We start from the raw sequence: 21,774 nt of genomic DNA, 5'->3' as shown, positions 1-21,774 counted from the left end.
TCCCGGAGATTGTCCGGCAGCGCTGGGTGGGCGGCAATCGGCAGAACAGGCCAGATGCGCCAAAGAGCAGGTGCAGCGCGCCAAAAGGTGCGCCGCAGAGGGTTCGGGGCCGCCTTGCACGGCCCCGGACGATCAGGCGGCCTGGACCGTGGGCTGGCCGCGCAGGCGGTCGACCACGGCGGCAACCGCCAGAGTCAGCAGCACGGGCACCAGCCAGCCGAGCCCCTGCTCCGCCAGCGGCAGATGGGCGAACAGATCGGGCACCAGGTTCTTGAAACCGGCCGCGTTGCAGGCATCGACCAGGCCGAACACCAGGGTCACCGCCATGGTCGGTACGAACACCCGAGGCGCGGAACGCCAGCAGCCGCTCAGCAGGCTCAGCCCCACCAGCACGATGGCCAGCGGATACAGCCCCACCAGCACCGGCACCGACACGCTGATCAGCTGCGTCAGTCCCTGGTTCGACACCACCAGGCTGAACAGGCCGAACACCAGCACCACGGTCTTGTAGGACACCGGCAACAGCGTGCTGAAGTACTCGCCACAGGCGCTCAGCAGGCCCACTGCGGTGGTCAGGCACGCCAGGGTGATCACTACCGCCAGCAGCAGGCTGCCGTAGGTACCGAAGGTGTGCTGCACATAGGTGGTGAGGACTTGCACGCCGTTCTGCGCATCGCCGGCGATGCCCTGGCTGGTGGCGCCGAGGTAGAACAGCGCCAGGTAGACCAGCGACAGGCCGGTGGCGGCGATCACGCCGGCGATCACCGAATAACGCGTGACCAGCCGGCCTTCGCCGACGCCTCGATCCCGGATCGCGGTGGCGATGACGATGCCGAACACCAGTGCGCCGAGGGTATCCATGGTCAGATAGCCCTCCAGGAAGCCCTTGACGAAGGGGTTGGCCTGGTAGGCCTCGGCGCTCTGGCCGATCTCGCCGGCCGGAGCCAGCAGCGCGGCGCCACCCAGGACCAGCAGCGCGGCGAGCAGCACCGGGGTGATGAACTTGCCGATGCTGTCGACCAGCTTGCCCGGATTGAGCGCGAGGAACAGCACGGCGCAGAAGTACGCAGCGGTGTAGATGAACAGCGGCAGCGGCTCGTTGCCGGTGAAGGGCGCGACGCCCATCTCGAACGACACCACGGCGGTGCGCGGAGTGGCGAACAGCGGGCCGATGGCCAGATAGACGGCCACCGCCAGCAGGATGCCGGCACGCCGGCCGAGCGGCGCGGTCAGCTCGTTCATCCCGCCGCCAACGCGGGCCAGGGCGACCACGGTGAGCAGCGGCAGGCCGACGCCGGTGATGAGGAAGCCGAAGGCGGCGGACCAGACATGCTCGCCGGCGGCCATGCCGGCGCTGGGCGGGAAGATGATGTTGCCGGCCCCGAGGAACAGGGCAAAGGTCATGAAGCCCAGGGCCAGGAGGTCGAGGCTTTTCAAACGAGTCATAGCAGGAAGTACCACAGGCAGGAATTCATAGAAAACGGCAGGGTTTCCGCTGGATTGGGAAACGTCACCGAACCGGGTGGGATCGGTCACAGGAATCGATGCAGGCCCTTGTGGGGCCGGTAACGAAGGGGTCGCAAGCCTAACGGCTTTTGTCGCCGGTTGCGTCCGGCGGCGGTCGGGCTGTCGGCCCGAGGCAACTCGGTGTCGCCTGAGCGCAATATGCGGCTGGAAATGAAAGAGGCCGCCCGGGGGGCGGCCTCTTTAACAGTCGCGAGCGCCTTAGGCGTTCTTGACTTCCCAGCCGGTCAGCTCGGCCAGGGCCTTGCCGATGTCGGCCAGGGAACGCACGGTCTTCACACCAGCGTCCTGCAGGGCGGCGAACTTCTCGTCCGCAGTGCCCTTGCCGCCGGAGATGATGGCGCCGGCGTGGCCCATGCGCTTGCCGGGCGGAGCGGTCACACCAGCGATGTAGGAGACTACAGGCTTGGTGACGTTGGCCTTGATGTAGGCCGCGGCTTCTTCTTCAGCGCTGCCGCCGATCTCACCGATCATGACGATCGCTTCGGTCTTCGGGTCTTCCTGGAACAGCTTCAGGATGTCGATGAAGTTGGAGCCCGGGATCGGGTCGCCGCCGATGCCCACGCAGGTGGACTGGCCGAAGCCGGCGTCGGTGGTCTGCTTCACGGCTTCATAGGTCAGGGTGCCGGAACGCGACACGATGCCTACCTTGCCCGGCAGGTGGATGTGACCCGGCATGATGCCGATCTTGCACTCGCCGGGAGTGATCACGCCCGGGCAGTTCGGGCCGATCAGGCGTACGCCCAGCTCGTCGCACTTGACCTTGGCTTCCAGCATGTCGATGGTCGGGATGCCTTCGGTGATGCAGACGATCAGCTTGATGCCGCCGAAAGCCGCTTCGAGGATGGAATCCTTGCAGAACGGAGCCGGAACGTAGATCACCGAAGCGTCGGCGCCGGTGGCTTCCACGGCTTCCTTGACGGTGTTGAACACCGGCAGGCCCAGGTGGGTGGTGCCGCCCTTACCGGGGGTCACTCCGCCAACCATCTTGGTGCCGTAGGCGATGGCCTGTTCGCTGTGGAAAGTGCCCTGCGAGCCGGTGAAGCCCTGGCAGATGACTTTGGTGTCTTTGTTGATCAGGACGCTCATTACTTGCCCTCCGCGGCTTTGACGACCTGCTGGGCAGCGTCGGTGAGGCTGGTAGCCGCGATGATGTTCAGACCGCTGTCGGCCAGGACCTTGGCGCCCAGCTCAGCATTGTTACCTTCCAGACGAACCACGACCGGGATCTTCACGCCGACTTCTTTCACGGCGCCGATGATGCCTTCGGCGATCATGTCGCAGCGCACGATGCCGCCGAAGATGTTCACCAGAACGGCAGCGACGTTGCTGTCGGACAGGATGATCTTGAAGGCCTCGGTCACGCGCTCTTTGGTAGCGCCGCCGCCGACGTCGAGGAAGTTGGCCGGCTTGCCGCCGTGCAGGTTGACGATGTCCATGGTGCCCATGGCCAGGCCGGCACCGTTGACCATGCAACCGATGTTGCCTTCCAGCGCGACGTAGTTCAGTTCCCACTTCTGCGCATGGGCTTCACGAGCGTCGTCCTGGGACGGGTCGTGCATGGCGCGCAGCTTGGGCTGACGGTACATGGCGTTGGAGTCGATGTTGATCTTGGCGTCCAGGCAGTGCAGGTTGCCGTCCTTCTTGATCACCAGCGGGTTCACTTCCAGCAGGGCCAGGTCGAAATCCTGGAACAGCTTGGCCAGGTTGACGAAGATGTGGGTGAACTGCTTGATCTGGTCGCCCTGCAGGCCCAGTTTGAAGGCCAGCTCGCGGCCCTGGTACGGCTGAGCGCCGACCAGCGGGTCGATGGTGGCCTTGAGGATCTTCTCGGGAGTCTCGTGAGCGACTTTCTCGATGTCCACGCCACCTTCGGTGGAGGCCATGAACACGATGCGACGGCTGGAGCGGTCGACGACGGCGCCGAGGTACAGCTCCTTGTCGATGTCGGTGCAGGACTCGACCAGGATCTTGCTGACCGGCTGACCGTTGGCGTCTGTCTGGTAGGTCACCAGACGCTTGCCCAGCCAGTTGGCGGCGAAGGCCTTGGCGTCTTCCTTGTTCTTGACCAGCTTTACACCACCGGCCTTACCGCGGCCACCGGCGTGCACCTGGGCTTTGACAACCCACTCGCTGCCACCGATCTTGTCGCAGGCTTCGGCTGCTTCTTCCGGCGTGTCGACGGCAAAGCCCTTGGATACAGGCAGGCCGTACTCAGCGAACAGCTGCTTACCCTGATACTCGTGAAGATTCATGCTTATCTACCGTTCTTCGTTTAGGTATTGCGCATTTCGGCGCTGCGCTCGAGGCGCCGCACCACCTGTGACTGCACTGGTTAGCAGTCCGACGGACATTCCTGCGACGGGTCGTCGCGAACCGCCACGGGCCGTCCGCCGTGGTTTTTTCGGGTTAGGCGCCCCGGCTCGCGAGGCGCCTGCACGCGTCAGCGCTTCTTGCGATTGGCGATGTGGATGGCGTGGCCATTCACCGCCAGGGCCGCTTCGTGAAGCGCTTCGGACAGGGTCGGGTGCGAGAACACCATCATGCCCAGGTCTTCGGAGCTGGTGCCGAATTCCATACCGATGGCGCCCTGCTGGACCAGCTCGGCCGCGCTCGGGCCGATCACGTGGACGCCCAGTACGCGATCGCTCTTGGCATCGGCGATGACCTTGACCAGGCCGGCAGTATCGTTGGCAGCCATGGCGCGGCCGCTGGCAGCGAACGGGAAGGTGCCGACGTTGATCTCGACGCCTTCGGCCTTGAGCTGCTGCTCGGTCTTGCCGACCCAGGCGATTTCCGGGTGTGTGTAGATGACCGACGGGATCAGGTCGTAGTTCATCTGGGCCTTGTGGCCCTTGATGCGCTCGGCGACCATCACGCCCTCTTCCGAGGCCTTGTGCGCCAGCATGGCGCCGCGCACCACGTCACCGATGGCGTAGACGCCCGGGACGCTGGTTTCGCACTGGTCGTCGACGTAGATGAAGCCACGCTCGTCCAGGGTCACGCCGCTGTCGGCGGCCAGCAGGTCGGTGGTCACCGGGCGACGGCCGACGGCGACGATCAGCTTGTCGAAGGTCAGCTTCTGCTCGCCGGTGGCGTCGCTGAAGGTCACGGTGACCTGCTTGTCCTTCACTTCGCTGCCGGTCACGCGGGCACCCAGACGGATGTCCAGACCCTGCTTGCCGAGGATCTTCAGGGCTTCCTTGGAAATCTGCTCGTCGGCGGAAGCGAGGAACTTGTCCATGGCCTCCAGCACGGTCACTTCGGCGCCCAGGCGGGCCCAGACGGAGCCCAGCTCCAAACCGATGACGCCGGCACCGATCACGCCCAGCTTCTTCGGCACGGCCTGGAATTCCAGGGCGCCGGTGGAGTCGACGATCACGTCCTGATCGACCGGGGCCGGCGGAATGTCCACCGGGCGGGAGCCGGAAGCGAGGATCACGTTGTCGGCCTCGACGACCTGGGTGCTACCGTCCAGACCGGTGACTTCGACCTTCTTGCCGGCCAGCAGCTTGCCGTGGCCTTCCAGCAGGGTGACGCCGTTGGACTTGAACAGGCCGGCGACGCCGCCGGTCAGGTTCTTGATGATGGTGTTCTTGCGCGCGACCATCTGCGGTACGTCGATGGTAACGCCCGTGGCCTCGATGCCATGGACTTTGAAGCCTTCGTGGGCCTCATGGTACTTGTAGGAGCTGTCCAGCAGCGCCTTCGACGGAATGCAGCCGACGTTCAGGCAGGTGCCGCCCAGGGCGACCTTGCCGTCCTTGTCCTGGTACTTCTCGATGCAGGCGGTCTTCAGACCGAGTTGCGCGGCCTTGATGGCGGCCACGTAGCCCCCCGGGCCCGCGCCAATCACTACCACGTCGAATTTCTGGGTCATAACTCATTCCTTCTCGAATAAAACCGGGTGGCTCCTTGTGGGAGCCACCGCGTTGCACAGCCGCTCGGATCAGATGTCCAGCAGCAGGCGAGCCGGGTCTTCCAGCAGATTCTTGATGGTGACCAGGAAGCTGACCGCTTCCTTGCCGTCGATCAGACGGTGATCGTAGGACAGCGCCAGGTACATCATCGGGCGGATCACGACCTGGCCGTTGATGGCCACCGGACGCTGGATGATGTTGTGCATGCCGAGGATGGCGGCCTGCGGCGGGTTGACGATCGGGGTCGACATCATCGAACCGAAGGTGCCGCCGTTGGTGATGGTGAAGGTACCACCGGTCATCTCTTCGATGGACAGCTTGCCGTCACGGGCCTTCTTGCCGAAGGTGGCGATGCCGTTCTCGACTTCGGCCAGGCTCATCAGCTCGGCGTTGCGCAGCACCGGAACCACAAGGCCACGGTCGCTGGATACGGCCACGCCGATGTCCTGGTAGCCGTGGTAGACGATGTCGTTGCCGTCGATGGAGGCATTGACCGCCGGGAAGCGCTTCAGCGCCTCGACGGCCGCCTTGACGAAGAAGGACATGAAGCCCAGGCGCACGCCGTTGTGGGTCTTCTCGAACAGGTCCTTGTACTTGCTGCGCAGGGCCATGACTTCGTGCATGTCCACTTCGTTGAAGGTGGTCAGCATGGCCATGGTGGACTGGGCTTCGACCAGACGCTCGGCGACCTTGGCGCGCAGGCGGGTCATCGGCACGCGCTTCTCGACGCGGTCGCCAGCGGCGAACACCGGAGCCTCGGCGGCCGGAGCGGCCGGCTTGGCGGCAGCGGCCGGAACGGATTTCTTGGCGGCGACGGCGGCGACGGCGTCTTCCTTGGTGACGCGACCACCTTTGCCGGTGCCGGTGATGCTGTTCGGGTCGATACCGCCTTCTTCGGCGATCTTGCGCGCGGCCGGCGACAGGATGGCGTCGTCATCGGCGGCGGCAGCCGGAGCGGCAGCAGCAGGTGCAGCGGCAGCCGGGGCAGCGGCCGGGGCGGCAACGGCAGCGCCGGCGTCACCCAGTTTGCCCAGCAGTTCGCCGGAGAGGACGGTTTCGCCCTCGTTCTTGACGATTTCGGCGAGTACGCCGTCGGCTTCGGCGAGGACTTCCATCACCACCTTGTCGGTTTCGATGTCGACGATCAGCTCATCGCGCTTGACCGCATCGCCCGGCTTCTTGTGCCAGGTGGCCACGGTGCCGTCGGCAACCGATTCCGGGAAGGTTGGGGCTTTGATCTCGATAGCCATTGTGTGTGTTTCCTTAAATTCGATTTCTTCTTAGAGGCAGTGGCCCGTGCCGCGCCTCCGTGCACGAAGGCGTTAGACAGTAAAGGCGTCGTTCAGCAGTTTTTCCTGCTGTTCGGCGTGCATCGATGCGTAACCACAGGCCGGAGCGGCCGAGGCATCGCGGCCGGCGTACTGAAGGAAGAGCTCCTTGTTGTGCGCGGAAGCGACACGACGCATGTGGTGCTGGCTGCAGTACCAAGCGCCCTGGTTCATCGGCTCTTCCTGACACCAGACGATGTGCTTGAGGTTCTTATACGGTGCCAGCGCTTCGGTGAGGTCGTCTTCCGGGAACGGATAGAGCTGCTCGATGCGCACGATGGCGATGTCCTCACGACCCTCGGCACGGCGCTTGGCCAGCAGATCGTAGTACACCTTGCCGCTGCACAGGACCACGCGCTCGACCTTCTGCGGGTCGATCTGATCGATCTCGCCGATGACGGTCTGGAACGAGCCTTCGGCCAGTTCTTCCAGGGTCGAGATGGCCAGCGGATGGCGCAGCAGCGACTTGGGCGTCAGTACCACCAGCGGCTTGCGCAGCGGGCGGATCACCTGACGACGCAGCATGTGGTAGACCTGCGCCGGGGTGGTCGGTACGCACACCTGCATGTTGTGCTCGGCGCACAGCTGCAGATAGCGTTCCAGCCGCGCGGAGCTGTGCTCCGGGCCCTGCCCTTCATAGCCGTGCGGCAACAGCATGGTCAGGCCGCACAGACGGCCCCACTTGTGCTCACCGCTGGAAATGAACTGGTCGAACACCACCTGGGCGCCGTTGGCGAAGTCGCCGAACTGGGCCTCCCAGATCACCAGCGCGTTGGGCATGGTGGTGGAGTAGCCGTATTCGAACGCCAGCACCGCCTCTTCCGAGAGGAAGGAGTCGTACAGCTGGAAGCGCGGCTGACCCTCGTAGAGGTTCTGCAGCGGCAGGTAGGTGGTCGCGTCCTTCTGGTTGTGCAGCGCCGCATGGCGGTGCGAGAAGGTGCCGCGGCCGACGTCCTGGCCGGTCATGCGTACCGGGTGGCCCTCGAACAGCAGGGTGGCGTAGGCCAGGTTCTCGGCGTAGCCCCAGTTGATCGGCATGGCGCCGGCAGTCATCTTGGCGCGGTCTTCCAGCACCTTGGAGACCTGACGCTGCAACACGAAGCCTTCCGGGATCTCCAGCAGCTTGCTGGCGAGGTCCTGCAGGGTCTTCAGCTCGAAGCGAGTATCGTGGCGCGCGGTCCAGGCGTGGCCCAGGTACGGCTTCCAGTCGACGAACAGCTCCTTGTTCGGCTCCTTGACCAGGCTCTTGACCACGTGCTGGCCGTTATCCAGCGCGCTGCGGTATTCCTCGATGCGGGCAGTGACTGCGTCGTCGGCGACACGGCCGGCCTGCACCAGGCTCTCGGCATACAGCTCGCGGGTGGTGCGCTGCTTGGCGATCTGCTGGTACATCAGCGGCTGGGTGCCACTCGGCTCGTCGGCCTCGTTGTGGCCGCGGCGGCGGTAGCAGATCAGGTCGATGACCACGTCACGCTTGAACTGCATGCGGTAGTCGACGGCCAGCTGGGTGACGAACAGCACCGCTTCCGGGTCGTCGCCATTCACGTGCAGGATCGGCGCCTGGATCATCTTCGCCACGTCGGTGGCGTATTCGGTCGAACGCGCGTCGTCGGCACGGCTGGTGGTGAAGCCAACCTGGTTGTTGATCACGATGTGGATGGTGCCGCCCGTCTTGTAGGCACGGGTCTGCGACATCTGGAAGGTTTCCATGACCACGCCCTGACCGGCGAACGCCGCGTCACCGTGGATGGAAATCGGCAGTACCTTGTCGCCGGTCGAGTCGTTGCGGCGATCCTGGCGGGCGCGCACCGAACCTTCGACCACCGGGGAGACGATCTCCAGGTGCGAAGGGTTGAATGCCAGCGCCAGGTGCACTTCGCCGCCCGCGGTCATGACGTTGGAGGAGAAGCCCTGGTGGTACTTCACGTCGCCGGAGGACAGACCCTCGACCTGCTTGCCTTCGAACTCGTCGAACAGGTCGCGCGGGTTCTTGCCGAAGGTGTTGACCAGCACGTTCAGGCGGCCGCGGTGGGCCATGCCGATGACGATTTCCTGAGCGCCGTAGGAGCCGGAACGCTGGATGATCTCGTCCAGCAGCGGAATCAGGCTCTCGCCGCCTTCCAGGCCGAAGCGCTTGGTGCCCGGGTACTTGGTGCCCAGGTACTTTTCCAGGCCCTCGGCCGCGGTCAGACGCTCGAGCAGGTGGCCCTGCACCTCGGCCGAATAGGCCGGGCGGCCGCGCACGCTTTCCAGGCGCTGCTGGAACCACTTGCGCTGCTCGGAATCGACGATATGGGTGAACTCTGCACCGATGGTGCGACAATATGTCTGCTGCAGCGCCTCGTGGATTTCTCGTAGAGTCGCCTCCTCCTTGCCGATGTAAAGCTCACCGGTACGGAAGGTGGTGTCGAGGTCGGCGTTGGTCAGGCCATAGTGGTTGACCGCCAGATCGGCCGGCGCAGGACGCTGCCACAGACCCAGCGGGTCGAGTGCCGAGGCCTGGTGGCCGCGCATGCGGTATGCCTGGATCAGGCGCAGGACTTCCACCTGCTTCTTCTCGTGCTCGCTGCTGACGCTCCCGGCGGAAACCGGTTGAGCGCGGCGCTGGTTCTTCGCCAGCAGCACGAAATGATCGCGGACAGTGGAGTGCGAAACGTCGGTGGCGGCATTGCCGTCGGCCGGCAGTTTCTGGAAGTAGGTGCGCCACTCTTCGGGCACAGCGTTGGGATCGTGCAGGTAGAGCTCATAGAGCTCTTCCACGTAGGCCGCGTTACCACCGGATAGGTGGGCGCTTTCCCACATGCGCTGCATCACGCTTTCTTGCATGCTTGGTCACCCTCGGTAAGGGGACACCACCGGCGTGGAAGCCGTAGCTTGGCCATTCGAAGTCCTGAAGCAGCGACCTGATAAGCCACTACGGATCCCGCAGATAGTCCGGGTACCAGCCCGGATGCCCCTGCTGGTCGTCATTTTCTTTCAAAATAAGAACCCTGGCTTTGTGAGCTGGGGCTCTGGCTTTACTGCACCGGCGAATCGATCCGCCGGCGCAGGTGTTGCGTGAAGCCGTGTATCAGGTACCGCTCTGCAGCAGCATGTTGCGTACGTGACCGATGGCCTTGGTCGGATTCAGACCCTTCGGGCACACGTTCACGCAGTTCATGATGCCGCGGCAGCGGAACACGCTGAACGGATCGTCCAGGGACGCCAGACGCTCTGCGGTCTTGGTGTCGCGGCTGTCGGCCAGGAAGCGGTAGGCCTGCAGCAGCGCGGCGGGACCGAGGAACTTGTCCGGGTTCCACCAGAAGGACGGGCAGCTGGTGGAGCAGCACGCGCACAGGATGCACTCGTACAGACCGTCCAGCTTCTCGCGCTCTTCCGGGCTCTGCAGACGTTCGATGGCCGGAGCCGGGGTATCGTTCTGCAGGAATGGCTGCACCTTCTCGTACTGCTTGTAGAAGATGCTCATGTCGACGACTAGGTCACGAATGACCGGCAGACCCGGCAGCGGACGGATCACCAGCTTATCGCCCTTCACCACGGTGGAGATCGGGGTGATACAGGCCAGGCCGTTCTTGCCGCTGATGTTCATGCCGTCCGAACCGCACACGCCTTCACGGCAGGAGCGACGGTAGGAGAAGCCTTCGTCCTGTTCCTTGATCAGGGCCAGTACGTCGAGCACCATCAGATCCTTGCCGTCGATCTGGACGGTGAAGTCCTGCATGAACGGCGCGGCGTCCTTTTCCGGGTTGTAGCGATAAACGCTGACTTGCAAAGTGTTACCAAGAGACATGGTGGCCACCCTTAATAAGTACGTACTTTGGGTTCGAACGCCGGAACGGTCTTCGGCGCGAAGTTGACGGCGCGCTTGGACACGCGCTTCTCACCCGGGAAGTACAGGGAGTGGCACAGCCAGTTCTCGTCGTCGCGATCCTCGTAGTCTTCGCGGGCGTGAGCGCCACGGGACTCGGTACGGGTGTCGGCGGCGATGGCAGTGGCTTCGGCCACTTCCAGCAGGTTCTGCAGCTCCAGCGCTTCGATACGCGCGGTGTTGAAGGCCTGGCTCTTGTCGGCGATCTTGACGTTGGCGATACGCTGACGCAGATCGGCCAGCTGGGCGATGCCCTTCTTCATGTATTCGCCGGTACGGAACACACCGAAGTAGTTCTGCATGCACTGCTGCAGTTCTTTACGCAGCGGAGCCACGTCTTCGCCGGTGCTGCGCTCGTTGACGCCGGACAGACGCTTCAGGGAAGCCTCGATGTCGGTTTCGCTGGCACCACGGACTTCCACGCCTTCTTTCAGCGCTTTTTCCAGGTGCAGGCCGGCGGCGCGGCCGAACACGACCAGGTCGAGCAGCGAGTTGCCGCCCAGACGGTTGGCACCGTGTACCGATACGCAGGCGACTTCGCCCACGGCGAACAGACCTTCGATGATCTTGTCGTTGCCGTTGATGTCCTGGGTGATGGCCTGGCCATGAATGTTGGTGGCAACGCCGCCCATCATGTAGTGGCAAGTTGGGATCACCGGAACCGGAGCGAGTACCGGGTCGACATGGGCGAAGGTCTTGGACAGTTCGCAGATGCCCGGCAGGCGGCTGTGCAGCACTTCCTCGCCGAGGTGATCGAGCTTCAGCAGCACGTGGTCCTTGTCCGGGCCACAGCCGTTGCCGGCGATCACTTCCTTGACCATGGAGCGGGCGACCACGTCGCGACCGGCCAGGTCCTTGGCGTTCGGAGCGTAACGCTCCATGAAGCGCTCGCCATGGGCGTTGATCAGGTAACCACCTTCGCCACGGCAACCTTCGGTGACCAGTACACCAGCGCCGGCGATGCCGGTCGGATGGAACTGCCACATCTCGATGTCCTGCACCGGTACGCCGGCACGCAGGGCCATGCCCACGCCGTCGCCGGTGTTGATCAGGGCGTTGGTGGTGGAGGCGTAGATACGGCCAGCACCGCCGGTGGCCAGAACCACGGCCTTGGAGCGGATGTAGACGGTTTCGCCGGTCTCGATGCAGATGGCGATGATGCCGACGATGGCGCCGTCCTGGTTCTTCACCAGGTCCACGGCGTACCACTCGTTGAGGAACGAGGTGCCGGCCTTCAGGTTGGCCTGGTACAGGGTGTGCAGCAGGGCGTGACCGGTACGGTCGGCCGCGGCGCAGGTACGGGCAGCCTGGACGGACGGATTGTCTGGACCCTTGGACTGGCCACCGAACGGACGCTGATAGATGCGACCCTGTTCGGTACGGGAGAACGGCAGACCCATGTGCTCGAGCTCGAACACGGCTTCCGGACCGACGGAGCACATGTATTCGATCGCGTCCTGGTCACCGATGTAGTCGGAGCCCTTGACAGTGTCGTACATGTGCCAGCGCCAGTCGTCGTTCGGGTCGGCCGAGGCAATGGCGCAGGTGATGCCGCCCTGGGCGGAAACAGTGTGCGAACGGGTCGGGAAGACCTTGGTCACCACGGCGGTCTTGTGACCACCCTGGGCCAGTTGCAGCGCGGCACGCATGCCGGCACCGCCACCACCGACGATGATGGCGTCATAAGAAAGAGTACGAATGCTAGCCATGAATCAGAAACCCCACAGAATCTGCACACCCCAGACGAACACGACGAACTGGAGCACGCCGCAAGCCGCCTGGACGAGGAAACGCACACCGGTCGCCCAGCGGCCGATGGCCATGGGCGTCAGGTAGTCGGTGGTGATGGTCCACATACCGACCCAGGCGTGCACGATCAGCGCGACCAGAGCCAGCAGGCTGAAGATGCGCATCGCAGTGTGGGAGAACAGGCCATGCCATTCGGCGTAGCCGATGCCCGGATTGACCACCATGTAGCCGATCAGGAACAGGAAATAAGCCGCGAGAACGACCGCCGATACGCGCTGAACCATCCAGTCATAGAGGCCCGAGCGCGAGAAGTTGGTTACGTTGGTTACCATACCCAGACCCCCGCCAGAACGATGACCACCACCGAGACGGCGATGACGATCTTCGAGCCCAGCTTGCCGCCTTCCAGCGACTCGCCGACACCCATGTCCATGATCAGGTGGCGCACGCCGGCCACCAGGTGATACAGCAGGGCGGACAGCAGACCCCAGATGATCAGCTTCGCCAGCGGGCTGGCCAGGTACGCCTGAACTTCTGCGAAGCCTTCCTCGGAGGCCAGGGATTTGTCGAGTGCGAAGAGCACGATGACGATACCCAGGAAGAGGATGACACCGGAAATACGGTGCAGAATGGACGTATAAGCTGTGATCGGGAGTTTTATGGTCCTGAGATCTAGGTTTACAGGTCGTTGGCTATTCACGGCTTTTTTCACACTAGAGGCCCCTAACAAGCAGGGCAAGTTGTCGGGAAGTGCACTGGTCAGGTACCCCTTCACCAAAGGGAGTGCCAGCCGCCTGTTTATGGGCTTTCAAGCCCCTGACGGCCGGGCGCAGAGTATAGACAGTTAGGACACTAATGACAATGCAATGGCCCACCCTAAAAAGCGGATTGCGCGCCATTAATAAATGACGTATTAGGCCGTTCCCCGCCCCTTCAAAACCGGCTGGAACCCCTCTGCTGTCTGGGTTCTGGCAAATTGACTTTCAGATTTATGTCTCTATAGTGTCCCGGGCCCTGCGTGGGGGGCTGTCAGATGATTCCAAGCATAAACAGGAGGCCACACATGGCTGACAAAAAAGCGCAGTTGATCATCGAGGGCAATGCCCCCGTAGAGCTGCCCGTACTGACCGGCACCGTGGGTCCCGATGTAGTCGACGTGAGGGGCCTGACCGCCACGGGTCGCTTCACCTTTGATCCTGGCTTTATGTCGACCGCCTCTTGCGAGTCGAAGATCACCTATATCGATGGCGACGCCGGTGTCCTGCTGCACCGCGGCTATCCCATCGAACAGCTGGCAGAGAAATCCGATTACCTGGAAACCTGCTACCTGCTGCTGAACGGCGAACTGCCCAACGCCGAAGAAAAAGCCAAGTTCGTCAGCACCATCAAGAACCACACTATGGTTCACGAGCAGCTGAAGAACTTCTTCAACGGTTTCCGCCGCGATGCCCACCCGATGGCCATCATGTGTGGCGTGGTCGGCGCCCTCTCCGCCTTCTACCACGACTCGCTGGACATCAATAACCCGCACCACCGCGAAGTGTCGGCCATGCGTCTGATCGCCAAGATGCCGACCATCGCCGCCATGACCTACAAGTACTCCATGGGCCAGCCCATGATGTACCCGCGTAACGACCTGAACTACGCGGAAAACTTCCTGCACATGATGTTCAACACCCCGTGCGAGATCAAACCGATCAGCCCGGTGCTGGCCAAGGCCATGGACCGCATCTTCGTCCTGCATGCCGACCATGAGCAGAACGCTTCCACCTCCACCGTACGCCTGGCCGGCTCGTCGGGTGCCAACCCGTTCGCCTGTATCGCCGCCGGCATCGCCGCCCTCTGGGGCCCGGCCCACGGCGGCGCCAACGAGGCGGTGCTGACTATGCTGGACGAGATCGGCAGCGTCGAGAACATCGACAAGTACATCGCCAAGGCAAAGGACAAGAACGATCCGTTCAAGCTGATGGGCTTCGGCCACCGCGTGTACAAGAACTTCGACCCGCGCGCCAAGGTGATGAAGCAGACCTGCGACGAAGTGCTGGCCGAGCTGGGCATCAACGACCCGCAGCTGGAGCTGGCCATGAAGCTCGACGAGATCGCCCGCAACGATCCGTACTTCAAGGAGCGCAACCTGTACCCGAACGTGGACTTCTACTCGGGCATCATCCTCAAGGCCATCGGTATCCCGACCAGCATGTTCACCGTGATCTTTGCCCTGGCGCGCACCGTCGGCTGGATTTCGCACTGGAAGGAAATGCTCTCCGGTCCGTACAAGATCGGCCGTCCGCGCCAGCTGTACACCGGCTACGACAAGCGTGACTTCGTCGCGGTGGAAGCGCGCAAGTAAGCGCCGCTGCCGAGCAATAAAAAGGCTGCCAATCGGCAGCCTTTTTCATTTCCGCCGGCTGCTCAGCGCTTCTCGGCCAGCGCGCGCAGACCGCTGAGGGTATTGAACGGCGCTTCGACCACGAAGCTGTTGGCCAGCCAGGACGGCACGCTGCCACCCGGCTCGGTGTGTACCTGATAGGTCACTTCGACCCTGCCGTCGCCCTGCGGCACGAACTTCCAGAAGCCCTGCAGGCTGGCCACACGGGTATAACCGTCCTCCTTCGGCAGGTACTGCGGCTGACCGTCCAGCTTGCGCAGCACGCTGCCATCGGCGCCCTCCTCCGACACCACGTGCAGCACCGAATCCCGCGCCTCCACCGGCCAGGGCATGTCGAAGCGGGTGTAGACCCAGCTCTCGGCGCCTTCGTGCTTCAACAGCTTCTGCTCGGCGCAGGCATGGATCCACTTGCACGAACCGTCGACGTCCTCCTGCAGCGCGCGCAGGGAAGCGACATCGCTGGCGATGGTGGTCACACCACGGTAGGCCTTGTACTTGGAGCCCTGCACCTCGCTCAGGTAGACCTTGATGCCATCCTCGTCCTTGGCCAGTTTCCAGTCCTCGGCATGGGCCAGGCCGCTTGCCAGCAGACCGAGACCGCAAATTGCGGCCGCTCGACTCAACGAAATCATCATTGCTCCTTGGTGAAAAAAGGTCCGCTGCACGACGCGACCGGACCTAGGGGTTCGATTCGATCAGGCGGTGGCTTGTTCCAGCCAGCCGATCAGGCGGATCGCCTCCTCGCGGCTATTGCCACAGACATAGTCGGCGGCGGCGAAGCCCGCGCAGACGCTCGGCCGCTCGGGGCGACCGAAGATGGCGCAGCGAAATTCGGCGGTAAGGTGCGGACAGCGCTCCCCGGCGGGCTTGCCCTGCGGCAATCCGGGAATCGGTGAACTGATGGAAGGCGCGATGCAGCAGGCACCGCAGCCGGGACGACACTCCATGAAGACCTCATGCGCTGAGCGGGCGCGATGTTAACGCCTGCGCCCGTCTCGATCCATCGCCGCCGCTCGAGGGGCTTGGCCGGCCGCGTGGCGGCCATTAGGCTTGCCGCTTTCCCCCACGAGACGCCTGTCATGCCGGTCTGGATGCAAACCGCCGCCCTGCTCACCCTCTCCAACATCTTCATGACCTTCGCCTGGTACGGCCATCTGAAGACCATGAACAGCAAGCCGTGGCTGGTCGCGGCGCTGGTCAGCTGGGGCATCGCGCTGTTCGAGTACCTGATCATGGTGCCGGCCAACCGCATCGGTTACACCGAGATGTCGGTGGGCCAGCTGAAGATCATGCAGGAGGTCATCACCCTGGCGGTGTTCGTCCCCTTCAGCGTCTACGTGATGCAGCAGCCGCTGAAGCTGGACTACCTGTGGGCGGGCCTGTGCCTGCTCGGCGCGGTGTACTTTATCTTCCGCGCCTGAGGCGCGCGGCGGCTGAGCACGTCGAAACGGGCGGCGAATGACGCCAGTAAGCCCGCCCGGGGCCGGGCGGGCGATGCGACGTAGAACCTGTCTACGATTTCGCGAGCTGGAGCCAAGCTAGGCCTCGGCGGCCCCGCAAAAACAGGGGAAGAAGCGGACTGGGCTCGCATCCGAGCTCACGAATGGCAAATGAGCATTCCGAGACGCCGCGTCCCGCCTGTTTTTAACGACGCCTGGCCGACGCGCAGCAGATCGTAGACAGGTTCTCAGGGGCGCTGCTTGAGACGGGCAATCAGGCTGGATGTATCCCAGCGGCCACCGCCCATCGCCTGTACATCGGAATAGAACTGATCGACCAGCGCCGTCACCGGCAGCTGCGCGCCATTGCGGCGGGCCTCTTCCAGCAGGATCGACAGGTCCTTGCGCATCCAGTCCACGGCGAAGCCGAAATCGAACTTGCCCTCCAGCATGGTCTGGTGGCGGTTCTCCAGCTGCCACGACTGCGCCGCGCCCTTGCTGATCACCTCCATCGCCGCGTGGCCGTCGAGGCCGGCGCACTGAGCGAAATGCAGGGCCTCGGACAACCCCTGGACCAGGCCACCGATGCAGATCTGGTTGACCATCTTGGTCAGCTGGCCGCTGCCGACCGGGCCCATCAACTTGATCATCTTGGCGTAGGCGTCGATCACCGGTTCGGCACGCTTATAAAAAGCCTCCTCGCCGCCGACCATCACCGTCAGCATGCCGTTCTCGGCGCCGGCCTGACCACCTGATACCGGCGCATCGAGGAAGCCGAGCCCCTTCTTCGCCGCGACCGCCGCCAGCTCGCGGGCGACATTGGCCGAGGCGGTGGTGTGGTCGACCAGCACGGCACCGGCCGCCATGCCGGCGAAGGCACCGTCCGCGCCGAGCACCACACTGCGCAGATCGTCGTCGTTGCCGACGCAGGTCATCACCAGCTCGGCGCCCTGGGCAGCCTCACGCGGGGTCCGCGCCGTCTCGCCGGCAAATTCGTCCTGCCACAACCGGGCCTTGTCGGGGCTGCGGTTGTACACGCAGACCTCATGACCCTCGCACGCCAGATGTCCGGCCATGGGAAACCCCATCACCCCCAGACCGATGAAAGCCACCTTCGCCATGCCCACCTCCTCGTTGAACGAGGCCCAAGCATAGCCCGGATCAACGCCACGCCGGCCGATACAGCCGAGCGGCAAAACTGTGCGCGGCGCTTTGCCCGGCGCGTCGAGCCCGACCATACTGGCCAGCAGCTAAGGAGGGACGCATGCGCCAATGGCTGATCATCGACCTGGAGGCCACCACCGAAGAAGGCGGCTGGCCCGTGGAAGACATGGAGATCATCGAGATCGGCGCCAGCCTGGTAGCCGCCGATGGCCATGAGCTGGAGCATTTCCAGCGCTTCGTGCGCCCACTGCGCCGCCCCTGCCTCACCGCCTTCTGCCGCGAGCTGACGCATATCGACCAGGCCCAGGTCGACGGCGCCCAGGCACTGGACGTGGTCTGGCCGCAGTTCGAGCGCTGGCTGGAGTCGCACCTGGCGCACCTGGTGGGCTGGGGCAGCTGGGGCGACTACGACCGCCGCCAGCTGCAACTGGAATGGCAGCGCCATGGCCTACACAGCTGCCTGCAGGAACTTCCCCACCACAACCTCAAGCAGCGCTTTGCCGAGAGCCGCCAGCTCAAGCGCCCGGTGGGGCTCAACGGCGCCCTGCAGCTGACCGGGCTGCAGTTCCAGGGCCAGCAGCACCGCGCGCTGGAAGACGCGCGCAACACCGCACGCCTGTTGCCACTGATATTTGCCCCCTGAATCAGCGGGTTGCAGAGCTGACGGCGCCCTCCGCCTTGGGCATACTGGCGGGCCTTTTTAGCCCCTCCCGAGGAACCCGCCATGTTCAAGGTCAACGAATACTTCGACGGCACCGTCAAATCCATCGGCTTCACCATGGCCGAAGGCCCGGCCACCATCGGCGTGATGGCCCCCGGCGAGTACGAATTCGGCACCGCCCAGCTGGAAGTGATGCACGTGGTGGCCGGCGAGCTGATCGTCAAGCTGCCGGGCAGCGAGAGCTGGGAAACCTTCGCCGCCGGCAGCCAGTTCACCGTACCGGGCAACAGCAAGTTCCAGCTGAAGGTCGCCGTGGACACCGCCTACCTCTGCGAATATCGCTGAGTCGGGCCGGGTTGAATGAACCGGCCCTGGCGGCCGGTTTTTTATTGGCCATCCGTTGGCCACGCGCTGTCGTAGGCTGCGCCGCACCGACAGGCCGACACCGTGCCAAGGTGCGCACCACGCACCCTGCTAGCGCTTCTCTGGAATTCCCCCATGCCTCGCGCCACCTCGATAGCGTTGCCCATCGCCCTGCTGGTGGTCGCCATGACGTCCATCCAGAGTGGCGCCTCCCTGGCCAAGAGCCTGTTCCCGCTGGTCGGTCCCGAGGGCACCACCGCGCTGCGCCTGAGCCTGGCGGCGCTGATCCTCTGCCTGGTCATGCGCCCCTGGCGCACGCGTCCGAACTTCGCCGCGTGGCGCTCCCTGCTCGGTTACGGACTGTCGCTGGGGGCGATGAACCTGCTGTTCTACATGTCGCTGAAGACCATCCCGCTGGGCATCGCCGTCGCCCTGGAATTCACCGGCCCGCTGGCCCTGGCGCTGTTCTCCTCGCGCCGTCTGCTGGACTTCGCCTGGATCGTCCTGGCCGCGCTCGGCCTCTGGCTGTTGCTGCCGGACACCAGCGCCAGTGACCACCTCGACCCGCTGGGCATGGCCCTGGCCCTGGGCGCCGGGGTCTGCTGGGCGCTGTACATCCTCTTTGGGCAGAAGGCCGGTGCCGCCCACGGCGCGCAGACCGTGGCATTCGGCACCGTGGTCGCCGCCCTGCTGGTGTTCCCGGTGGGGCTCTGGCAGGTCGACAGCGGGCTGTTTTCGCTGGACCTGCTGCCGGTGGCGCTGGCCCTGGCGGTGATGTCCTCGGCCCTGCCCTACAGCCTGGAAATGATCGCCCTCACCCGCCTGCCGGCGCGCACCTTCAGCGTGTTGATGAGCCTGGAGCCGGCCATCGCCGCGCTCTCCGGGCTGATCTTCCTCAGCGAGGTGCTCAGCCCGACCCAGTGGCTGGCGATCGGCGCCATCATCCTCGCCTCGACGGGCGCGGCGGCGACCATCAAGCCGCGGCAGCACGACTGAGCAGAGTCGGCGCACGCCGTCCCCATCGCAGGCGGGCATGGCGCCACGATGCAGATCGGCTGGCGGAGCATCACCAGGCGAAGTTGGCCACCACGCGGAGATCCCTCTCCGCCTTGGCCTCAGTCGCGCTCGCGACGCTCGGTATTGAACTGCAGCTGCGCCAGCCGGGCATACAGCGGATTGCTCTGCACCAGCTCGCCATGGCTGCCGATGGCCTGCAGGCGGCCGCGGTCGATCACCGCGATGCGGTCGGCGTTCTTCACCGTGGCCAGGCGATGGGCGATCACCAGGGTGGTGCGCCCACGCATCAGTCCCGGCAGGGCCTGCTGGATCAGGTGTTCGCTCTCGGCGTCCAGCGCGCTGGTGGCCTCGTCGAGCAGCAGGATCGGCGCGTCGGTGAGCAGCGCGCGGGCAATCGCCAGGCGCTGGCGCTGGCCGCCGGAGAGGCCGAGACCCGCCTCGCCCAGGTGGGTCTGGTAGCCCTGCGGCAAGCGCTCGATGAATTCGTGGGCATGCGCCGCACGCGCCGCCGCCTCGACCTCCGCGTCGCTGGCGTCGGGCCGGCCGTAGCGCAGGTTGTCCGCCACGCTGCCATAAAAAAGCGCCGGGTTCTGCGACACCAGCGCGAAGCAGCGGCGCAGATCGGCCGGATCGAGGCGCCAGATCGGCAGCCCCTCGACCAGCACCTCGCCCTCCTGCGGGTCGAAGAAGCGCAGCAGCAGGTCGAACAGGGTCGACTTGCCGGCGCCAGAGGGGCCGACCAGCGCCAGGGTCTCGCCGGCGCGCACGCTCAGGTCGATGCCATCGATGGCCGGATGCTCCGGGCGGCTCGGATAACTGAAGCGCACGCCGCGCAGCTCGAGCGCGCCGCTGACCCGTTCGGGCAGGTGCAGCCGCTCGCCTTCCGGCGGCGCGCTGATCAGGTTGCGTGTGCGCAGCAGCTCGGCGATGCGTTCGGCGGCGCCGGCCGCGCTCTGCAGTTCGCCGATCACCTCGCTGATGGCGCCGAAGGCCATGCCGACGATCAGGCTATAGAACACGAACGCGGCCAGGTCGCCGCCGCTGATGCGCCCGGCGATCACGTCCATGCCGCCGACCCAGAGCATGGCGCCCACCGCGCCCAGCACCAGGACGATCACCGTGGTGATCAGCCAGGCGCGCTGGCGAATGCGCTTGCCGGCCGTGGCGAACGCCGCCTCTACCGTACCGGCGAAGCGCGCCTGGTCCTGGGCCTGGTGGTTGTAGGCCTGCACCGTCTTGATCTGGCCCAGGGTCTCGCCGATGTAGCTGCCCACGTCGGCGACCCGGTCCTGGGTCTGCCGGGACAACGCGCGCACCCGGCGGCCGAAGAGCAGGATCGGCGCCACCACCAGCGGCAACGAACAGACCACGATGGCGCTGAGCTTGGCATTGGTGACGAACAGCAGGACGATGCCGCCGATCAGCATGATGCCGTTGCGCAGGGCCATGGACAGCGAGGAGCCGATCACCGTCTGCAGCAGCGTGGTGTCGGCGGTCAGCCGCGACTGGATCTCCGAGGCGCGGTTGCTCTCGTAGAAGCCCGGGTGCAGGCCGATCAGGTGGTCGAACACGCGCTGGCGGATATCGGCGACGAAACGCTCGCCGATCCAGCTGACCAGGTAGAAACGGCTGAAGGTGCCGACGGCCAGGGCCAGCACCAGCACGAAGAACAGGCCGATGGAATGGTTGAGCGCCGCCTGCGACTGGGTCGCCAGGCCCTGGTCCACCAGCAGGCGAATGCCCTGGCCCATGGACAGGGTGATGGCGGCAGTGAACAGCAGCGCCGCCAGGGCGCCGGCCAGGCGCCAGCGGTATGGCGCGACGAAGCGCCAGGCCAGGCGCAGTGCCTGGCGCCGGCCCGAAGACAGCAGGCTCATTGGCGGGACTCGAGGAAACGGCGGTCGTGGTCCGGGTCCGGCAGCAGGCAGCTGTCGTAGCGGCCGAACAGGCGATAGCGGTTCAGAGCGATGCGGTCGTAGCACCAGTCGCGCAACACGCGCGGCAGGCAGCGCAGGACGGCCAGTAGGCGCCAGGCACCGGGCAGCTGGGCGACGATGCGCAGCACGGCGTCGGAGCGCACGAACAGCGTCTCGCCCTCGACATAGGCCATGGTCTCGAAAGCGTCGGTGGGCAGACCGAACCAGGCCAGGATCGCCTGCCCCTCGGCGGACTGCACCGAACACAGACGGAAGCGCCTCTCGCGGTCATGGCGAATCAGGAATTTCGCCCAGCCGTTGCACAGCCGGCATACGCCATCGAACAGCACCACGCGCTCGCCGGCCTGAATATGGGGTGGGAGGGCCATCGCTATCTCCGGATTGGTTAGGCGGATGCTAACCCATCGGGCGAAAC

General features: G+C 64.8%; 20 protein-coding genes. 5 read left to right on the top strand and 15 right to left on the bottom strand.

The window, feature by feature from the left end:
* Window positions 1-132: 132 nt before the first annotated feature.
* The 10 genes from brnQ to sdhC all read right to left on the bottom strand — a co-directional run bounded on the left by brnQ (window position 133) and on the right by sdhC (window position 13,101).
* Window positions 133-1,446: a branched-chain amino acid transport system II carrier protein gene (brnQ, locus tag NF616_RS10655; RefSeq protein WP_252273238.1), complete on the bottom strand. Its 1,314-nt coding sequence runs from the start codon at window positions 1,444-1,446 to the stop codon at window positions 133-135.
* Between the two features lie 279 nt (window positions 1,447-1,725).
* A complete protein-coding gene (gene sucD, locus NF616_RS10650; protein WP_044400216.1) occupies window positions 1,726-2,613 on the bottom strand; it encodes a succinate--CoA ligase subunit alpha in 888 nt (295 codons plus the stop codon).
* The gene (gene sucC, locus NF616_RS10645) at window positions 2,613-3,779 is read right to left on the bottom strand and encodes an ADP-forming succinate--CoA ligase subunit beta (RefSeq protein WP_252273237.1); all 1,167 of its coding nucleotides are present in this window, start codon (window positions 3,777-3,779) and stop codon (window positions 2,613-2,615) included. The genes sucD and sucC overlap by 1 nt, the downstream gene beginning before the upstream one ends.
* Before the next feature lie 188 nt (window positions 3,780-3,967).
* Window positions 3,968-5,404 (bottom strand): dihydrolipoyl dehydrogenase, encoded by a 1,437-nt coding sequence (gene lpdA / locus NF616_RS10640; RefSeq protein WP_252273235.1) that lies wholly within the window; start codon window positions 5,402-5,404, stop codon window positions 3,968-3,970.
* 69 nt (window positions 5,405-5,473) lie between these two features.
* Window positions 5,474-6,694, bottom strand: a complete 1,221-nt coding sequence (odhB, locus tag NF616_RS10635) for a 2-oxoglutarate dehydrogenase complex dihydrolipoyllysine-residue succinyltransferase (protein ID WP_252273233.1) — start codon at window positions 6,692-6,694, stop codon at window positions 5,474-5,476.
* A 72-nt stretch (window positions 6,695-6,766) separates the two neighbouring features.
* Window positions 6,767-9,598 (bottom strand): 2-oxoglutarate dehydrogenase E1 component, encoded by a 2,832-nt coding sequence (locus NF616_RS10630; RefSeq protein WP_252273231.1) that lies wholly within the window; start codon window positions 9,596-9,598, stop codon window positions 6,767-6,769.
* A 244-nt stretch (window positions 9,599-9,842) separates the two neighbouring features.
* A complete protein-coding gene (locus tag NF616_RS10625) occupies window positions 9,843-10,562 on the bottom strand; it encodes a succinate dehydrogenase iron-sulfur subunit (RefSeq protein WP_252273229.1) in 720 nt (239 codons plus the stop codon).
* An 11-nt stretch (window positions 10,563-10,573) separates the two neighbouring features.
* Window positions 10,574-12,349 carry a succinate dehydrogenase flavoprotein subunit gene (gene sdhA, locus NF616_RS10620; protein WP_252273228.1) on the bottom strand — a complete coding sequence of 592 codons (1,776 nt, stop codon included), beginning with the start codon at window positions 12,347-12,349 and terminating at the stop codon, window positions 10,574-10,576.
* 3 nt (window positions 12,350-12,352) lie between these two features.
* Window positions 12,353-12,721, bottom strand: a complete 369-nt coding sequence (gene sdhD, locus NF616_RS10615) for a succinate dehydrogenase, hydrophobic membrane anchor protein (protein ID WP_252273226.1) — start codon at window positions 12,719-12,721, stop codon at window positions 12,353-12,355.
* Window positions 12,715-13,101 carry a succinate dehydrogenase, cytochrome b556 subunit gene (gene sdhC / locus NF616_RS10610; protein ID WP_252273225.1) on the bottom strand — a complete coding sequence of 129 codons (387 nt, stop codon included), beginning with the start codon at window positions 13,099-13,101 and terminating at the stop codon, window positions 12,715-12,717. The genes sdhD and sdhC overlap by 7 nt, the downstream gene beginning before the upstream one ends.
* A 351-nt stretch (window positions 13,102-13,452) precedes the next feature.
* Between sdhC and gltA the strand changes: the two genes are divergently transcribed.
* On the top strand, window positions 13,453-14,739 hold the full coding sequence (gene gltA, locus NF616_RS10605) for a citrate synthase (protein ID WP_252273224.1): 1,287 nt from the start codon (window positions 13,453-13,455) through the stop codon (window positions 14,737-14,739).
* A 62-nt stretch (window positions 14,740-14,801) separates the two neighbouring features.
* On the opposite strand, the gene NF616_RS10600 is transcribed toward gltA, so the two are convergent.
* Together NF616_RS10600 and NF616_RS10595 are read right to left on the bottom strand one after the other, a co-directional pair.
* On the bottom strand, window positions 14,802-15,410 hold the full coding sequence (locus NF616_RS10600; protein ID WP_252273223.1) for an START domain-containing protein: 609 nt from the start codon (window positions 15,408-15,410) through the stop codon (window positions 14,802-14,804).
* A gap of 63 nt (window positions 15,411-15,473) precedes the next feature.
* Window positions 15,474-15,725, bottom strand: a complete 252-nt coding sequence (locus NF616_RS10595) for a YkgJ family cysteine cluster protein (RefSeq protein ID WP_252273222.1) — start codon at window positions 15,723-15,725, stop codon at window positions 15,474-15,476.
* Between the two features lie 132 nt (window positions 15,726-15,857).
* On the opposite strand from NF616_RS10595, the gene NF616_RS10590 reads away from it, so the two are divergent.
* Complete coding sequence (locus NF616_RS10590) at window positions 15,858-16,199, top strand: DMT family protein (RefSeq protein WP_192398343.1); 342 nt, start codon at window positions 15,858-15,860, stop codon at window positions 16,197-16,199.
* A gap of 266 nt (window positions 16,200-16,465) precedes the next feature.
* Here NF616_RS10590 and NF616_RS10585 read toward each other — a convergent pair whose 3' ends face one another.
* On the bottom strand, window positions 16,466-17,338 hold the full coding sequence (locus tag NF616_RS10585) for an NAD(P)-dependent oxidoreductase (RefSeq protein WP_252273221.1): 873 nt from the start codon (window positions 17,336-17,338) through the stop codon (window positions 16,466-16,468).
* Window positions 17,339-17,481: 143 nt separating this feature from the next.
* On the opposite strand from NF616_RS10585, the gene NF616_RS10580 reads away from it, so the two are divergent.
* The 3 genes from NF616_RS10580 to rhtA all read left to right on the top strand — a co-directional run bounded on the left by NF616_RS10580 (window position 17,482) and on the right by rhtA (window position 19,401).
* On the top strand, window positions 17,482-18,024 hold the full coding sequence (locus NF616_RS10580) for a 3'-5' exonuclease (protein ID WP_252273219.1): 543 nt from the start codon (window positions 17,482-17,484) through the stop codon (window positions 18,022-18,024).
* An 81-nt stretch (window positions 18,025-18,105) separates the two neighbouring features.
* Window positions 18,106-18,387 carry a pyrimidine/purine nucleoside phosphorylase gene (gene ppnP / locus NF616_RS10575; RefSeq protein ID WP_252273218.1) on the top strand — a complete coding sequence of 94 codons (282 nt, stop codon included), beginning with the start codon at window positions 18,106-18,108 and terminating at the stop codon, window positions 18,385-18,387.
* A gap of 153 nt (window positions 18,388-18,540) precedes the next feature.
* Window positions 18,541-19,401 (top strand): threonine/homoserine exporter RhtA, encoded by an 861-nt coding sequence (gene rhtA, locus NF616_RS10570; RefSeq protein WP_252273217.1) that lies wholly within the window; start codon window positions 18,541-18,543, stop codon window positions 19,399-19,401.
* A gap of 119 nt (window positions 19,402-19,520) precedes the next feature.
* Here the strand turns inward: rhtA and NF616_RS10565 are convergent, their stop codons facing one another.
* Together NF616_RS10565 and NF616_RS10560 are read right to left on the bottom strand one after the other, a co-directional pair.
* Window positions 19,521-21,299 carry an ABC transporter transmembrane domain-containing protein gene (locus NF616_RS10565; protein ID WP_252273216.1) on the bottom strand — a complete coding sequence of 593 codons (1,779 nt, stop codon included), beginning with the start codon at window positions 21,297-21,299 and terminating at the stop codon, window positions 19,521-19,523.
* Complete coding sequence (locus tag NF616_RS10560) at window positions 21,296-21,727, bottom strand: thiol-disulfide oxidoreductase DCC family protein (protein ID WP_252273215.1); 432 nt, start codon at window positions 21,725-21,727, stop codon at window positions 21,296-21,298. The genes NF616_RS10565 and NF616_RS10560 overlap by 4 nt, the downstream gene beginning before the upstream one ends.
* Between the last annotated feature and the right edge of the window lie 47 nt (window positions 21,728-21,774).

This window comes from Pseudomonas subflava (genome assembly GCF_023823685.1).
Classification (GTDB): Bacteria; Pseudomonadota; Gammaproteobacteria; order Pseudomonadales; family Pseudomonadaceae; genus Aquipseudomonas; species Aquipseudomonas subflava.
This window is presented reverse-complemented; position numbering and strand designations above follow the sequence as displayed.

What these genes read in the sequence shown, in the direction of transcription:
- brnQ (WP_252273238.1), bottom strand. Translation starts at nt 1,446, where the DNA reads ATGACTCGTTTGAAAAGCCTCGACCTCCTGGCCCTGGGCTTCATGACC.
- rhtA (WP_252273217.1), top strand. Translation starts at nt 18,541, where the DNA reads ATGCCTCGCGCCACCTCGATAGCGTTGCCCATCGCCCTGCTGGTGGTC.
- NF616_RS10595 (WP_252273222.1), bottom strand. Translation starts at nt 15,725, where the DNA reads ATGGAGTGTCGTCCCGGCTGCGGTGCCTGCTGCATCGCGCCTTCCATC.
- sdhD (WP_252273226.1), bottom strand. Translation starts at nt 12,721, where the DNA reads ATGGTAACCAACGTAACCAACTTCTCGCGCTCGGGCCTCTATGACTGG.
- sucC (WP_252273237.1), bottom strand. Translation starts at nt 3,779, where the DNA reads ATGAATCTTCACGAGTATCAGGGTAAGCAGCTGTTCGCTGAGTACGGC.
- NF616_RS10580 (WP_252273219.1), top strand. Translation starts at nt 17,482, where the DNA reads ATGCGCCAATGGCTGATCATCGACCTGGAGGCCACCACCGAAGAAGGC.
- odhB (WP_252273233.1), bottom strand. Translation starts at nt 6,694, where the DNA reads ATGGCTATCGAGATCAAAGCCCCAACCTTCCCGGAATCGGTTGCCGAC.
- NF616_RS10590 (WP_192398343.1), top strand. Translation starts at nt 15,858, where the DNA reads ATGCCGGTCTGGATGCAAACCGCCGCCCTGCTCACCCTCTCCAACATC.
- lpdA (WP_252273235.1), bottom strand. Translation starts at nt 5,404, where the DNA reads ATGACCCAGAAATTCGACGTGGTAGTGATTGGCGCGGGCCCGGGGGGC.
- NF616_RS10625 (WP_252273229.1), bottom strand. Translation starts at nt 10,562, where the DNA reads ATGTCTCTTGGTAACACTTTGCAAGTCAGCGTTTATCGCTACAACCCG.
- sdhA (WP_252273228.1), bottom strand. Translation starts at nt 12,349, where the DNA reads ATGGCTAGCATTCGTACTCTTTCTTATGACGCCATCATCGTCGGTGGT.
- gltA (WP_252273224.1), top strand. Translation starts at nt 13,453, where the DNA reads ATGGCTGACAAAAAAGCGCAGTTGATCATCGAGGGCAATGCCCCCGTA.
- ppnP (WP_252273218.1), top strand. Translation starts at nt 18,106, where the DNA reads ATGTTCAAGGTCAACGAATACTTCGACGGCACCGTCAAATCCATCGGC.
- sucD (WP_044400216.1), bottom strand. Translation starts at nt 2,613, where the DNA reads ATGAGCGTCCTGATCAACAAAGACACCAAAGTCATCTGCCAGGGCTTC.
- NF616_RS10585 (WP_252273221.1), bottom strand. Translation starts at nt 17,338, where the DNA reads ATGGCGAAGGTGGCTTTCATCGGTCTGGGGGTGATGGGGTTTCCCATG.
- NF616_RS10560 (WP_252273215.1), bottom strand. Translation starts at nt 21,727, where the DNA reads ATGGCCCTCCCACCCCATATTCAGGCCGGCGAGCGCGTGGTGCTGTTC.
- NF616_RS10630 (WP_252273231.1), bottom strand. Translation starts at nt 9,598, where the DNA reads ATGCAAGAAAGCGTGATGCAGCGCATGTGGGAAAGCGCCCACCTATCC.
- NF616_RS10565 (WP_252273216.1), bottom strand. Translation starts at nt 21,299, where the DNA reads ATGAGCCTGCTGTCTTCGGGCCGGCGCCAGGCACTGCGCCTGGCCTGG.
- NF616_RS10600 (WP_252273223.1), bottom strand. Translation starts at nt 15,410, where the DNA reads ATGATTTCGTTGAGTCGAGCGGCCGCAATTTGCGGTCTCGGTCTGCTG.